General features: G+C 71.6%; 12 protein-coding genes. 3 read left to right on the top strand and 9 right to left on the bottom strand.

The genetic code is table 11. The annotated features are described in order from the left end of the window. Positions 1 to 124: 124 nt before the first annotated feature. The 3 genes from ACK8N7_RS35285 to ACK8N7_RS35275 all read right to left on the bottom strand — a co-directional run bounded on the left by ACK8N7_RS35285 (position 125) and on the right by ACK8N7_RS35275 (position 2912). On the bottom strand, positions 125 to 1303 hold the full coding sequence (locus tag ACK8N7_RS35285; RefSeq protein WP_500445149.1) for an acyl-CoA dehydrogenase family protein: 1179 nt from the start codon (positions 1301 to 1303) through the stop codon (positions 125 to 127). 102 nt (positions 1304 to 1405) lie between these two features. After that, positions 1406 to 2560, bottom strand: a complete 1155-nt coding sequence (locus tag ACK8N7_RS35280; RefSeq protein ID WP_500445147.1) for a methyltransferase — start codon at positions 2558 to 2560, stop codon at positions 1406 to 1408. A gap of 139 nt (positions 2561 to 2699) precedes the next feature. Beyond that, the gene (locus ACK8N7_RS35275) at positions 2700 to 2912 is read right to left on the bottom strand and encodes a hypothetical protein (RefSeq protein ID WP_015606725.1); all 213 of its coding nucleotides are present in this window, start codon (positions 2910 to 2912) and stop codon (positions 2700 to 2702) included. A gap of 165 nt (positions 2913 to 3077) precedes the next feature. On the opposite strand from ACK8N7_RS35275, the gene ACK8N7_RS35270 reads away from it, so the two are divergent. Together ACK8N7_RS35270 and ACK8N7_RS35265 are read left to right on the top strand one after the other, a co-directional pair. Beyond that, entirely contained in the window at positions 3078 to 3632 is a 555-nt protein-coding gene (locus ACK8N7_RS35270) for a glycoside hydrolase family 25 protein (RefSeq protein WP_403215548.1), read from the top strand. Between the two features lie 218 nt (positions 3633 to 3850). Next, positions 3851 to 4669 (top strand): endonuclease I family protein, encoded by an 819-nt coding sequence (locus tag ACK8N7_RS35265; protein WP_403215550.1) that lies wholly within the window; start codon positions 3851 to 3853, stop codon positions 4667 to 4669. 12 nt (positions 4670 to 4681) lie between these two features. Here the strand turns inward: ACK8N7_RS35265 and glsA are convergent, their stop codons facing one another. Beyond that, complete coding sequence (glsA, locus tag ACK8N7_RS35260) at positions 4682 to 6034, bottom strand: glutaminase A (RefSeq protein WP_500445144.1); 1353 nt, start codon at positions 6032 to 6034, stop codon at positions 4682 to 4684. Between the two features lie 191 nt (positions 6035 to 6225). Then, complete coding sequence (locus tag ACK8N7_RS35255; protein WP_403215554.1) at positions 6226 to 6723, bottom strand: DUF1269 domain-containing protein; 498 nt, start codon at positions 6721 to 6723, stop codon at positions 6226 to 6228. A gap of 135 nt (positions 6724 to 6858) precedes the next feature. Here ACK8N7_RS35255 and ACK8N7_RS35250 point away from each other — a divergent pair, with 135 nt between their 5' ends. After that, the gene (locus ACK8N7_RS35250) at positions 6859 to 7974 is read left to right on the top strand and encodes a baeRF3 domain-containing protein (protein WP_500445142.1); all 1116 of its coding nucleotides are present in this window, start codon (positions 6859 to 6861) and stop codon (positions 7972 to 7974) included. Positions 7975 to 8023: 49 nt separating this feature from the next. Here the strand turns inward: ACK8N7_RS35250 and ACK8N7_RS35245 are convergent, their stop codons facing one another. From ACK8N7_RS35245 to ACK8N7_RS35230, 4 genes are all read right to left on the bottom strand, one after another. Next, on the bottom strand, positions 8024 to 8983 hold the full coding sequence (locus ACK8N7_RS35245; protein ID WP_403215558.1) for a D-2-hydroxyacid dehydrogenase family protein: 960 nt from the start codon (positions 8981 to 8983) through the stop codon (positions 8024 to 8026). 59 nt (positions 8984 to 9042) lie between these two features. Then, positions 9043 to 11421 (bottom strand): phosphoketolase family protein, encoded by a 2379-nt coding sequence (locus tag ACK8N7_RS35240; protein WP_403215560.1) that lies wholly within the window; start codon positions 11419 to 11421, stop codon positions 9043 to 9045. A 53-nt stretch (positions 11422 to 11474) separates the two neighbouring features. Beyond that, positions 11475 to 12887, bottom strand: coding sequence for an NADP-dependent succinic semialdehyde dehydrogenase (locus tag ACK8N7_RS35235; RefSeq protein ID WP_500445139.1), 1413 nt, complete (start codon positions 12885 to 12887; stop codon positions 11475 to 11477). A 151-nt stretch (positions 12888 to 13038) separates the two neighbouring features. Beyond that, entirely contained in the window at positions 13039 to 13497 is a 459-nt protein-coding gene (locus tag ACK8N7_RS35230) for an ATP-binding protein (protein WP_015606734.1), read from the bottom strand. Between the last annotated feature and the right edge of the window lie 39 nt (positions 13498 to 13536).

Genomic DNA, 13536 nt, shown 5'->3' with positions numbered 1-13536 from the left:
CGCAGAACGGCACGTCGGAGCGTGGCCGCCAACAAGCCAAGCCCATCGCACGTCAGGCCGAGCGCTGCGCTCAGTGCCGACAATTCCGCTTCAATGCCGACTGAAGAGTCTCGTCACACCCGGCTCACCGCCGCACCCGAGGCATCCCCAGCCCGATCCACGAGATGATCTCGCGCTGGATCTCGTTGTTGCCGCCGCCGAAGGTGAAGATGACCGCCGACCGGTAGCCGCGCTCCAGTTCGCCGTGGAGTACCGCGCCGGCGGAGCCCTCCTTCAGCGGGCCCGCCGAGCCGACGATCTCCATCAGCCAGGCGTAGGCGTCGCGGCGGGCCTCGGAGCCGTAGACCTTGACCGCCGAGGCGTCCTGGGGGGTGAGGGTGGCGTCCTGGAGGGCTGAGACCATCTGCCAGTTGAGCAGCTTCATGGCGTCCAGGCGGGTGTGGGTGCGGGCGAGCAGGGTGCGGACCCAGGCGAGGTCGATGACGCGGCGGCCGTCGGTGAGTTTGGTGTCGGCGGCCCAGCGCTGGACGTTGTGGAGGGCTCGTACCGCCATGGTGCCGTGGGCGGCGAGGGTGACGCGTTCGTGGTTGAGCTGGTTGGTGATGAGCCGCCAGCCCTTGTTCTCCTCGCCGACGCGGTGGGTGAGGGGGACGCGGACGTTCTCGTAGTAGCTGGCCGTGGTGTCGTGCGAGGCGAGCGTGTTGATCAGGGTGCAGGAGTAGCCGGGGTCGCTCGTGGGGGCCAGGAGCATGGTGATGCCCTTGTGCGGCGGGGCCTCGGGGTCGGTGCGCACGGCGAGCCAGACCCAGTCGGCGGTGTCGCCGTTGGTGGTCCAGATCTTCTGGCCGTTGACGACGTAGGCGTCCCCGTCGCGGACCGCGCGGGTCTTGAGGGCGGCGAGGTCGGTGCCCGCGTCCGGTTCGCTGTAGCCGATCGCGAAGTCGATCTCCCCGGCGAGGATCTTCGGCAGGAAGTACGTCTTCTGCTCGTCGGTGCCGAACTGCATGATCGTGGGCCCGACCGTGTTCAGCGCCATCAGCGGCAGCGGCACGCCGGCCTGGGCGGCCTCGTCGAAGAAGATGAACTGTTCCATCGGGGTCAGCCCCCGGCCGCCGTACTCCTTCGGCCAGCCGACGCCCAGCCAGCCGTCGGTGCCGAGCCGGCGGATCGTCTCGCGGTAGAAGCGCTTCTGGGCGGCGGGTTCCGCGTAGCGGGCGTAGGCGTTGTCGGGGACCAGACCGGCGAAGTAGGTGCGCAGTTCGGTACGCAACTGCTGTTGCTCAGGCGTGTATTCGAGGTGCACGGCCCCTCCAGAGTCTCGCGTCTGCGTCGCCCGTGTGCGGCGGCGCACACAGTAGAACGTGTTGCAAGAATCTGGAAGGGCCGGGGACGCTGCGGCTCGCGGTCAGCGCTTGACGGCGCGCAGGACCACGAACTTCGCATCGCCCGCGACCGTGGTGCAGTTGCCGAAGATCCGGCGCAGGTGGGTGTGGTACGAGAGGTGCCGGTTGCCCACCACCCAGAGTTCGCCGCCCTGTCGCAGCGCGGTGCGCGCGCCGACGAACATCGTGCGGGCGGTGGCGTCGGTGGTCGCCATGTGGGAGTGGAACGGCGGGTTGTTGAGCACCAGGTCCATGCTGCCCGGGGCGAGGCCGGCGAGCCCGTCACCGACCAGGAAGTCCGCCTTGGCACCCGCCGGTGCGCCCAGGCGGAACGTCTCTTCGGCGGAGGCCACGGCCCCGTAGGACTCGTCGACGAAGGTGACGTGCGCGTCGGGGTTGGCGAGCGCCGCGGAGAGGCCGAGGACGCCGTTGCCGCAGCCGAGGTCGGCGACCCTGACGGATCCGCCGCGGGTGGGCAGGTGCTTCAGGAAGAAGCGGGTGCCGACGTCCAGGCGCTCGGCGCAGAAGATCCCGGCGTGGTTCACGGTGGTACGCCCGGAGGCGGGACCGACGTCGGCGGGCAGCTCGTAGCGGTACGGCCACGGGCTCGGCGTACGCGGCAGCTCGGGGTCCGGGGTGCTGAAGATGAGCCGCGCCTTGCGTACCGCGAGGGAGGTGCGGGTCGGTCCGATGATCCGCTCGAAGAGCTTGAGGGTCGAGGTGTGGATCTCCTTGACCATGCCGGTGCCGATGACCACCGTGCCGGCGTGGAGCGCGGGGGCGATCCGCTGGAGCTGGTCCTCCAGGAAGGCCAGCGACTTGGGCACCCGGACCAGCAGCACGTCGATCCGGTCCGGCGGGGTGTCGCGGGAGGACAGCAGCGTCACGGAGTCCGGGTCCAGACCGTTGCGGTCCAGGTTGGCCTGGGTGGCGCGCCGGGCCAGGTAGGAGTCGCTGATCTGGACGGGCCGGTGGGCGGCCAGCGCGGTGGCCAGGGCTCCCCACCGGTCCCCCACGACGGCGACCGTGCCGGCGAGGTCGACGGGGCCCGTCTCGGGGTCCGTCAGCCGCCGGAGCAGGTATTCGTCGGCGGCGTCCCATGCCCGGAAGGGATCGCTCGGGTGCTCGGGGAAGCGGGCAAGCTCGAAAGTGCCCTGTGAGGTCGTCAAACGGTTCATATGTCACTCAGGCTAACCGAGGGAACCGGGGGCGCCCCACACGCTCCCCGGCCCCCCGGTCGTATCGCCCCGGCGCCCGGTCCCCGGGGGCGGTCGCCGGGCACGCCCCGGGGGCCTCGCGGCAGGGCCGCGGACCCCGTCAGGGAAGCTGCTTGTCGAGGGCGGCGCGCCCCTCCTCGGCCAGCTTGCGCCGCGCCCATTCCAGGCTCTCGGGGTTCAGGTCGCGCCCGGAGGCGAGCACCAGGTCCTCCGCGCTCGGCCTGTCGCTCGCGCCCGTGTGCAGAAGCCGGTCGGGGGTGATTCCCCGCACCTCGGGCGCGGCCGCGGATACGGATTCGGGGTCTTCGCTCATGCCGCCTCCTCCTGGTCCTTGCGGCAATTCTCGCGCCGCACGGGCCGGGCCGCATCCGAGGGGTCCCGGACCCGGCGGGCCACCCGGGAGGGTGAACCGGTCATTGAGCCGTACGAGGAGTGGGCAGAACCGGAACGTCGTTTCTCACCTCTTGAGGCGGTGCCCATGCTCCACGGCGTCGACGTCAGCGCCTACCAGCCCTCCTACGACACGGACGGTCTCGACTTCGTCTTCATCAAGTCCACCGAGGGCCGCACCTATGTCAATCCACGTCTCGACGCCCAGGTGAAGCGGGCCCGGGACGCCGGGTGCGTCGTCGGCTTCTACCACTTCCTGTGGCCGGGGGATGTGAAGGACCAGGTCGCGTACTTCCTGAGCAAGACCCCGGAGAAGGAGGGCGATCTGCTCGCCGTCGACTGGGAGCAGACCGGCGGCGGGACGCGCGCGAGCAGCGCGGACAAGGACCGATTCCTGCGCGCGGTGAAACGGGAGCGGCCCGGCCACCGGGTCCTCCTGTACTGCAACCGGGCCTTCTGGCGCACCCACGACACCAGCGGCTACGCGGGCGACGGGCTGTGGATCGCCGATTACGTCGCCGCGGGCAAGCCCCGGATCGAGGCCTCCTGGCGGATCCACCAGTACACCGACGACCCCCTCGACCGGAACGTCGCCGACTTCGGCTCGGTCCAGGCCCTGCGCGACTGGGCCACCGCCGGGTAGCAGCCTGGACCTCCTGGCCGGGGCCCGCGTACCGGCCCGGAGGCCCAGGGGTCCGGCGAGCCTCAATCTTGACCTGCACATGATAGGTACACAGCGTTCACACGTGGGCCACTGTGCGTGTGGAAGGCTCCCCCTACCACACATCACCCGGCCACCCCGACCGGCGCCCCCACCCAGGGCCGGTGTCGCGGTGCCCGTGTTTCGAGAGGACACCCCACATGTCCCGTCGCCATACGTTCTACGCGCGTCCACTGCTGGCCACCGCGGCAGCCGTCGCCGTCCTCGCGGGCACCGCCGCAGCGGCACCCGCCGACACCCCGCCCGACCGTCCCGCCACCCTCGCCGCCGCTCTCGACGACACGTACTACCAGGACGCCCTCGGCAGGACCGGCACCGAGCTCAAGGGCGCCCTGCACACGATCATCAGCGATCAGACCAAGCTCTCCTACAGCCAGGTGTGGGACGCGCTCAAGGCCACCGACGAGGACCCCGCCAACTCCTCCAACGTGATCCTCCTCTACACCGGGCGCTCCCAGTCCAAGAACGACAACGGCGGCAACGCCGACCAGTGGAACCGCGAGCACGTCTGGGCCAAGTCGCACGGCGACTTCGGTACGGCCACGGGCCCGGGCACCGACGTCCACCATCTGCGCCCCGAGGACGTCTCGGTCAACTCCTCCCGAGGCAACAAGGACTTCGACAACGGCGGCAGCCAGCTGGGCGAGGCGCCCGGCAACTACACCGACGGCGACTCCTTCGAACCGCGTGACGCGGTCAAGGGAGACGTCGCCCGCATGATCCTCTACATGGCGGTGCGCTACGAGGGGACCGACTCCTTCGCCGACCTCGAACCCAACGACCAGGTGAACAACGGCTCCGCCCCGAAGATGGGCAAGCTGTCCGTCCTGAAGCAGTGGAGCCAGGAAGACCCGCCAGACGCCTTCGAGAAGCGCCGTAACGACGTGATATTCGAGCAGTTCCAGCACAACCGGAACCCGTTCATCGACCACCCCGAGTGGGTCGGGGCCATCTGGTAGCCCCGGTCCGGCTCAGCCCTCCCCGGCCAGGGCCCGCGCGCTCCCTTCCACCGCGGCCTCGCGCGTGGCGTAGCGCGGCAGGTCCTGGCCGGTGCCCTCCCTCACGACGTCCGGCGGGCCCAGCAGATCGCGCGGGTCGACGATCGCAGCGCGCCGGCCGTCGGCGGCGAGCCGGGCGAGACCGGTGTGCAGCATCCCCAGGCCGACGGGGTCGACTGCGGTGACGTCGTGCAGGTCGAGCACGACGGGACTGTCCTGGTCCGGCCCCGACTCGTCCAAGGCGTACAGCACGCGCTCGGCGGCCGTGAAATCGATGGCCCCCTGCGCGGCGACCACGCCGACCTGCTCGTGCAGGACCCGCTCGTGGTCGGCCGAGGGCGCGGACGGCAGGTCGTCGGCGGTCGTTACGAGGCTGACGGTGGATCCGGGCAGCGCGGGGTTGAGCATCAGGTGGAGCCCGTACCGCTCCGAGAGCGCCCGGAGCGCCGCCTGGCCGCGTACCGAATTGCCGGCGGTGTCCAGCGGCGGGCTGTAGGTGGCGACGCCGAAGCGGGCGGGGCCGACCGCGATGAGTCCGCCGGAGACCCCGCTCTTGGCGGGCAGCCCGACCCGCAGCAGCCACTCCCCCGAACCGTCGTACATCCCGCAGGTGGCCATCACGGCGAGCACCTGGGCGGCGACCTCCGACGAGACGACCTGCTCGCGCGTGACCGGGTTGAGCCCGCCGTACGCGAGGGTCGCGGCCATCGTGGCGAGGTCGAGGGCGGTGACGCGCACCGCGCACTGGCGGAAGTACCGGTCCACTGCCAGGACCGGGTCGACGGGCATGGTGCCGGTGGCGCGGATCAGATAGGCGAGCGCCCGGTTGCGGTCACCGGTCATCGCCTCCGAGGCGAACACCTCCTCGTCCACGTCCAGTTCACGCCCGGCGAAGCGGCCGAGGCAGCGCAGGATGCGTTCGAAGGCGGGTTCGCCGGGGGTGTCGGGGATCAGGGCGGTGGTGACGATGGCCCCGGCGTTGACCATCGCGTTGGCGGGCCGGCCGGTGCCGGGTTCGAGGCTGATGGCGTTGAACGCGTCGCCGCTCGGCTCGGCGCCCACCCACCGGCTCACCTCGTCCAGGCCGAGGACGGAGAGTACGAGGGCGTAGATGAACGGTTTGGAGACGGACTGGATGGTGAAGGGGACATCGGCCTCGCCCGCGCTGTAGCTGTGCCCGTCCATGCTGACCAGGGCCAGCCCGAAGGCGTCCGGGTCGGCGAGGCCCAGCTGCGGGATGTAGTCGGCCGGGCGGCCACCGGGCAGGTCGCCGAATTCGGCGCGCATCCTGTTGAGCGAGTCGGTCACCGCGTCGGCGGCACTCATCCGCGTCGCCCATCAGCCGCGCTCGGCCCGGACGACCCGGGGAAGATCTTCACGCCGCAGGCCGTGGTGGAGGCGGCGAGGAGGGTGACGGCCGCGGCGGGGACGCCGGCTCGGAGCGGAGAGGGTTTCGCTTTCACGGACGGTCCGTCCAATCGGAGGGGGAGAAGAGCCAGGAAGCGGTGGCAGCGGTCTCACGCGGCCGTGTCGTCGCCGAAGATCTCGCGGAGCCTGGCCTCGCGCTCGGTGTCCAGGTTGCTGTGGAGCAGCTCGGCGCCGCCGCCGGGCAGTTCGGCGCCGATCCGGCCGGGCACCTCGTCCCGGGTGAGCAGGAACAGTGCCGAGGTTCCCGGCGTCACCTTCTCCTTGATCTCGGCGATGAAGTCGTCGTCGATGCCGACATCGGCCAGCTTGCCGCCGAGCGCCCCGGCCGCCGCTCCGATGGCCGCCCCGAGCAGCGGCATCAGGAAGATCAGCCCGAAGAGCATCCCCCAGAAGGTGCCGCTGAGAGCGCCCGCGCCGACGAGGTTGAGGAGCTGCTTCGTCCTGGGCTTCGCCCGGTCGGCGGGCCAGCTGACCACCGCCGCGTCGAGGATCTTGATCAGCCCTTCCTTCTGGAAGGACTTCAGCGCCTCCTCGACGTCCTCCGCGCCCTCGGCCGTCCGGAACTTCCACACCGTGAGCGTGGACATCGCGCACACCTCCCGCAGCCAGTGATCACCAACTCGCCCATATTAGGATCAAAAGGTATGAATTGACTCATTGACGTATCCGCTTCATACGCATCCGCTTCCTACGGGAGCGGGTGAAAGCCCTGGGAGGGAACGATGGACACGGACGCCCTGACCGCCGGCCTGTTGCGGGAGCTGCGGGCGACCCGGCCCTATCCGGCCCTGTCCCTGACCATGCCGACCCACCGCACGGCCCCGGACAACAACCAGGACCCGGTGCGGCTGCGCAACCTGGTGGCGGAGGCGGGCCACCGCCTGGACGCCGATCCGCAGGTGAGCCGGGAGACGGCCGCCGCCATCCGGGCCGAGCTGGACCGGGCCGTCGACGAGGTGGACCCGCGCCGGGCCCTGGACTCGCTGGTCGTCCTGGCCACGGCCGACGAGCACCTGATCTGGCAGCTTCCGCGCACCGCGCCCGAACGGGTGGTGCTCAGCGACAGCTACCTCACCCGCAATCTCGTCGCCGCGAAGGCCCAGGCGCGGCCGTACTGGGCGCTCACCGTCGCCGCCGACCACGCCACCCTGTGGAACGGCACGGACGGCGGCATCGAGGTGCGGGAGCTGGGCGGCTTCCCGCTGACCGCGCCGAAGGAGGCACCCAACCCGCAGCGCGAGGAGCGGATCGGGGACACCCCGAGCACGTTCACCTACGAGGACACGCGGAACTTCTTCCGTACCGTCGACCAGAAGCTGCGTGCCGTGCTGGCCGCCGACCCGCGTCCGCTGTACGTGATGGGGCTGCCGCCCGCCCTCGCCCTGCTGGACGAGGTCGGCGAGAGCTCGAAGGGGGCCGTCGGACGTATCGCCAAGGGCGCCCCGGCCGACCTCCCGCCCGCCGACGTCCTGAAGGAGCTGCGGCCCGCCCTGGAGGAAGGGGCCCGGCAGGCCACCGCCGACGTCGGGACCCGCCTCGACAACGCCCGCAGCGCCCACGCGTTCGCCGGCGGGCTCGACGAGGTGTGGGCCGCCGTCCGGGAGGGCCGGGTGGGTCTGGTCGCGGTGGAGGAGCACTTCCAGACCACCGTCCGGGTCACCGACGGACACCTGGAGCCGGTCCCGGAGGGGACCACGCAGTCCGAGGACCAGCAGGTCCGCGAGGACATCGTGGACGAGCTGATCGAGGCGGCGCTGGACGGCGGGGCCGATGTGGTGTTCGTCGAGGACGACTCTTTGGCCGGGCACGGGCGGATCGCGGCGGCGCTGCGGTTCTGAGTCTCTGTGCGCAGCTGAGGGCGCCCCGGCCACCCCCTCCGAGGCGCCCTCAGCCGATCCGCCGCACCGGCTCCCCGTCGAGGAACGCCCGGATGTTCTCGACGGCCTGGCCGTAGTACGTCGCGTAGTTGGCGCGGGAGACGTACCCCAGGTGCGGAGTGGCCAGCAGGCGCGGGGCGGTGCGCATCAGGTGGCCGGCCGGGAGTGGCTCGACGTCGAACACGTCGAGCCCGGCCCCGGCGATGGTCCCGGCGTGCAGGACAGCGAGCAGGGCGTCCTGGTCGACGATGGCGGCCCGGGAGGTGTTGACCAGGTAGGCGGTGGGGCGCATCCGGGCGAGCTCGGCGGCGCCGATCAGGCCCCGGGTGCGATCGCTCAGCGCCAGGTGTACGGAGACGAAGTCGGCGGCCTCCAGCAGCTCCTCCTTGGACGCGGCGAGCGCGGTGCCGACCTCCTGGGTGCGTTCCTCCGTGAGGTTCTGGCTCCAGGCCACCACCTCCATGCCGAAGGCCCGGCCCACCTGCGCGACCCGGCTGCCGATCTTCCCCAGGCCCAGCAGGCCGAGCGTGCGGCCGTGCAGGTCGGCGCCCACGGTGGACTGCCAGGGCCCGTCCGCACGGAGGCCGTTGGCCTCGGGAACGATGGAGCGGGCGAGGCCGAGCAGCAGGGCCCAGGTGAGTTCGACGGGCGGGGTGGAGGAGCTGGCGGTGCCGCAGACGGTGACGCCGTGCCGCTCGGCGGCGGCGAAGTCGATCACGGAGTTGCGCATGCCGGAGGCGATCAGGAGCCGGAGCCGGGGCAGGCGGGCGAACACCTCCGCCGGGAACGGGACCCGTTCGCGCAGGGTGACGACGATGTCGAACTCCGCTAGGGCGGCGGCCACTTCGTCCGTCGAGCCCAGGTGCCCGGTGAACGTGACGACGTCCACGTCGGCGGTGACGGACGACCAGTCGGCGACGGTGGTGGCGGCGGACTGGAAGTCCTCGATCACGGCGCAGCGCAGCTTCATGTGGGGCTCTCCGGCGGGACGGGGTCGGGCGGACACCCTCCATGATCGCCCCAAGTGGCTCAGCCGCTCCAGCTCCACTCCTCGACCTCGGGCAGGTCGACTCCGTGCTCGCGGATCCACGCGTGGTGGCGGGTACGGACATCGGCCATCGCCTGGCGTACGGCGACCGCGCGGACGCCGAGCCCCGGCACCCGGTCGATGACGTCCATGACCAGCCGGTAGCGGTCCAGGTCGTTGCGGACCACCATGTCGAACGGCGTGGTCGTGGTGCCCTCCTCCTTGTAGCCGCGCACATGCAGGTTGGCGTGGCCCGCCCGGCGGTAGGCGAGGCGGTGGATCAGCCACGGATAGCCGTGGTACGCGAAGATCACCGGCTTGTCGCGGGTGAACAGGGCGTCGTACTCCGAGTCCGGCATCCCGTGCGGGTGCTCCGCGTGCGGCAGCATGCGGGCGATGTCGACCACGTTGACCACCCGCACGGCCAGCTCCGGCAGATGACGGCGGAGCAGGTCGGCGGCGGCCAGGACCTCCTGGGTCGGGACATCCCCTGCGCAGCCGAGCACCACGTCCGGCTCGCGGCTGCCGTCCTCGGTCCCGGCCCACTCCCACGCCCCGGCCCCGCGGGCGCAGTGGGCGCGGGCCTCCTCCAGGGTGAGCCAGTCGAAGGTCGGCTGCTTGCCCGCGACGATCACGTTGACGTAGTCCCGGCTGCGCAGCGCGTGGTCGGCGACCGAGAGCAGGGTGTTGGCGTCCGGCGGCAGATAGACGCGTACGACCTCGGGGCTCTTGTTCAGGATGTGGTCGACGAATCCGGGGTCCTGGTGCGAGAAGCCGTTGTGGTCCTGGCGCCAGACGTGCGAGGTGAGCAGGTAGTTGAGGGAGGCGATGGGGAGCCGCCAGGGCAGCCGGCGCGAGGTGCGCAGCCACTTGATGTGCTGGTTGACCATCGAGTCGACGATGTGGGCGAACGCCTCGTAGCTGGAGAAGAGCCCGTGGCGTCCGGTCAGGAGGTACCCCTCCAGCCAGCCCTGGCAGAGGTGTTCGGAGAGCACCTCCATCACCCGGCCGTCGCGGGCGAGGTGTTCGTCGGTGGGCAGGGTCTGTGCCTGCCAGGCCTTCCCGGTCGCCCGGTAGAGGGCCTGCAGCCGGTTGGACGCCGTCTCGTCGGGGCCGACCACCCGGAAGTCCCGGCGCTCGGCCGTCGCTGCCATGACGCCCTCCAGGAGCCCGCCGAGCACCTGGGTGGGCGAGTGGGAGGCGGAGCCCGGCTTGTCGACGCGTACGGCGTGGTCCTCCAGGGGCGGGACCGGCAGGTCGCGCAGGAGCAGACCGCCGTTGGCGTACGGGGTCGAGCCGAGCCGCGCCGTCCCCTCGGGGACGCAGGCGAGGACCTGGTCGGTGGGGCGGCCGTCCGCGTCGAAGAGCTCCTCGGGACGGTAGGAGCGCAGCCAGGCCTCCAGCTGCCGCAGGTGCTCCGGGTTGTCCCGGACCCCGGAGAGCGGGACCTGGTGGGAGCGCCACGTGCCCTCGACGGGGAGCCCGTCGACCTCCTTGGGACCGGTCCAGCCCTTGGGGGTGCGCAGCACGATCATGGGCCAGCGGGGGCGCTCGGTGGCCCCGTCCTCGCGTGCCGCGCGCTGGTACGCGGTGATCCGCTCGACGGCGGTGTCCATCGCGGCGGCCATCGCCCGGTGGACGGTGGCCGGGTCGTCGCCGGTGACGTACAGCGGGTCGTGGCCGTAGCCGCGCAGGAGCTGGTCGAGCTCCTCCTCGGGCAGCCGGGCCAGGACCGTGGGGTTGGCGATCTTGTAGCCGTTGAGGTGGAGGACCGGCAGGACGGCCCCGTCGTGGACCGGGTCGAGGAACTTGTCGGAGTGCCAGGACGCGGCGAGCGGTCCGGTCTCCGCCTCGCCGTCGCCCACCACGCAGGTCACCAGCAGATCGGGGTGGTCGAAGGCGGCGCCGTAGGCGTGGGTGAGGGCGTAGCCGAGTTCGCCGCCCTCGTGGATGGAGCCGGGCGTCTCCGGGGCGACGTGGCTGGGCACCCCGCCGGGGAAGGAGAACTGTTTGAAGAGCACGCCCATGCCCTCGGTGGTGCGGGGCACGTCGGGATAGGTCTCGGAGTAGCTGCCCTCCAGCCAGGCGTTGGCGAGGACGGCCGGGCCGCCGTGGCCGGGGCCCCAGACGCAGAGGGCCTTCAGGCCCCGGTCCTTGACGACACGGTTGAGGTGGGTGTGGACGAGGTTGAGCCCCGGTGAGGTGCCCCAGTGGCCGAGCAGCCGCGGCTTGATGTCCTCGGGGGTGAGCGGCCGGGTCAGCAGGGGGTTGGCCATCAGGTAGATCTGGCCCACGGCGAGGTAGTTGGCGGCGCGCCAGTGCGCGTCGAGCGCCGCGAGTTCCTGGTCGGAGAGGGTGGACGGGGTGTGGGTGTCGCTCACGGAGCAGGTCTCCTCATGGGTGACGGCGCACGGGTGGATCCGGCCGGAACCCGTCAGGTGTTCTCGGGGCCGTACCAGAGCGTGGTGGCGTTGCAGAACTCGCGGATGCCGTGCCCGGCCAGCTCGCGCCCGTAACCGGAGCGCTTGATCCCGCCGAACGGCAGGGCGGGGTGCGAGGCGGTCATCCCGTTGAAGAAGACCCCGCCCGCCTCCAGGTCGCGGGCGCACCGCTCCTGCTCCCCCGCGTCCCGGGTCCAGACGTTGGAGCTGAGCCCGAACGGCGTGTCGTTGGCCAGGTGGACCGCCTCGTCGAGGTCCGCGACCCGGTAGAGGGTGGCGACCGGGCCGAAGGTCTCCTCGCGGTGGATGCGCATGGCGGGGGTGATCCCGGCGAGCACGGTCGGGTTGTAGAACCAGCCGTTCTCCAGGCCGCCTTCGAGCCTGTCGGGCCGGCCGCCGCCGCACAGGACGGTGGCACCGCGTTCGACGGCGTCGTCGACGAGCTCCTCCAGGTCGGTGCGGCCCTGCTCGCTGGAGAGCGGCCCGACGTCGGTGGTCTCCTCCAGCGGGTCGCCGACGGTGAGGGCGCGCATCCCGGCGGTGAAGTGATCGGCGAACGTGTCGTGCACGTCGGCGTGGACGATGAACCGCTTGGCGGCGATACAGGACTGGCCGTTGTTCTGGACGCGTGCGGTGACGGCGGTGGCGGCGGCCTTCTCGACGTCGGCCGAGGGCAGCACGACATAGGGGTCGCTGCCGCCGAGCTCCAGCACGGTCTTCTTGACCTCGTCACCGGCGGTGGCGGCGACGGCGCGGCCGGCCGGTTCGCTGCCGGTGAGGGTGGCCGCCGCGACCCGGGGGTCGCGCAGGACGGCCTCGACGGCGCCCGAGCCGATCAGCAGCGTACGGAAGCAGCCCGCCGGGAATCCGGCGCGGTGGAACAGCTCCTCCAGGTAGAGCGCGGTCTGCGGCACGTTCGACGCGTGCTTGAGGAGGCCGACGTTGCCCGCCATCAGCGCGGGAGCGGCGAAGCGCACCACCTGCCAGAGCGGGAAGTTCCACGGCATCACGGCGAGGACGACACCGAGCGGGCGGTAGCGGACCAGGGCCCGGGAGGCACCGGAGTCCGTCACATCGGCGGGGTCCGGGTGCTCGTCGGCGAGCAGGCGCTCCGCGTTGGCCGCGTACCAGCGCATCGCCTTGGCGCACTTGGCAGCCTCGGCGCGGGCCGCGGTGACCGGCTTGCCCATTTCGAGGGTCATGGTGCGGGCGATGGTGTCGCGGTCCGCGTCCAGCAGGTCGGCGGCCCGGTTCAGCCAGGCGGCACGCTGCTCGAACGGGGTGGTGCGGTACTGCTGGAAAGTGGTGTGGGCGGCGGTGATCCTGCGCTCGGTCTCCTCCTCGCCGAGGGCGTCGTAGGACCTGATCAGTTCGCCGTTCGCGGGGTTGACCGTCGCGATGGGCATGGCAGTGACCTCCTTGCGTCGGTACTTCGACGGTGCCGCGCCGCGTGGTCGGGCGCAACGCGGCCCCTCTCGCACGTACCCGGCCGACGCGGATCATGCGTGCCGGATGGGGCACGTTCCGCGTCGGCCGGGTGTGCGGTGCTGTGGGGATCTACACGAGCGCCGCGAGCGGGGCGCGGCGGGACTCGCGCACGCCGGGCAGCGGGGGGTACGGCAGCAGTCCCGCGGTCTGCTGCGCCTGGGCGTAGCGGGTGAACCAGACCACCTTGCCGTCCGTGGTCCGGCAGGTGCCCCAGCTGTCGCTGAGGGCCATCACCCGGCTCAGCCCGCCGCCGGCCGGCAGCAGCCGCGGCATCCGGGCACTGTTGTCGGCGACGGACACGGTGACGTGCCGGCCGGTCCAGCGGAGTTCGACGACGCACTGGTTGGCGTCACCGACATGCCGGTGGACATTGGTCAGGAGTTCGTCCATGGCCCGGCACACCGGCCGGACGTGGAGTTCGAGACTCCAGTGACGAAGGTGCGCGGCGACGATGCGCCGCACCTGGGAAACGCGCTCTGCCGACACCTGCAGTTCGACCGAATAGTGCCGGTCGAGTGGAACGGTCATCGTCGAGGCTCCTCACCGCGAGGCCCACATGCTTCACCC

Origin of the sequence: Streptomyces griseobrunneus, from assembly GCF_046713465.1 — a bacterium.
Lineage (GTDB): Bacteria > Actinomycetota > Actinomycetes > Streptomycetales > Streptomycetaceae > Streptomyces > Streptomyces microflavus.
Note: the sequence above shows the minus strand (reverse complement) of the source record. Positions and strands in the feature narration are given on the sequence as shown.

Coding starts and splice junctions, on each gene's coding strand:
- ACK8N7_RS35280 (WP_500445147.1), bottom strand. CDS start 2,560: ATGAACCGTTTGACGACCTCACAGGGCACTTTCGAGCTTGCCCGCTTC.
- ACK8N7_RS35275 (WP_015606725.1), bottom strand. CDS start 2,912: ATGAGCGAAGACCCCGAATCCGTATCCGCGGCCGCGCCCGAGGTGCGG.
- ACK8N7_RS35270 (WP_403215548.1), top strand. CDS start 3,078: ATGCTCCACGGCGTCGACGTCAGCGCCTACCAGCCCTCCTACGACACG.
- ACK8N7_RS35265 (WP_403215550.1), top strand. CDS start 3,851: ATGTCCCGTCGCCATACGTTCTACGCGCGTCCACTGCTGGCCACCGCG.
- glsA (WP_500445144.1), bottom strand. CDS start 6,034: ATGAGTGCCGCCGACGCGGTGACCGACTCGCTCAACAGGATGCGCGCC.
- ACK8N7_RS35255 (WP_403215554.1), bottom strand. CDS start 6,723: ATGTCCACGCTCACGGTGTGGAAGTTCCGGACGGCCGAGGGCGCGGAG.
- ACK8N7_RS35250 (WP_500445142.1), top strand. CDS start 6,859: ATGGACACGGACGCCCTGACCGCCGGCCTGTTGCGGGAGCTGCGGGCG.
- ACK8N7_RS35245 (WP_403215558.1), bottom strand. CDS start 8,983: ATGAAGCTGCGCTGCGCCGTGATCGAGGACTTCCAGTCCGCCGCCACC.
- ACK8N7_RS35235 (WP_500445139.1), bottom strand. CDS start 12,887: ATGCCCATCGCGACGGTCAACCCCGCGAACGGCGAACTGATCAGGTCC.
- ACK8N7_RS35230 (WP_015606734.1), bottom strand. CDS start 13,497: ATGACCGTTCCACTCGACCGGCACTATTCGGTCGAACTGCAGGTGTCG.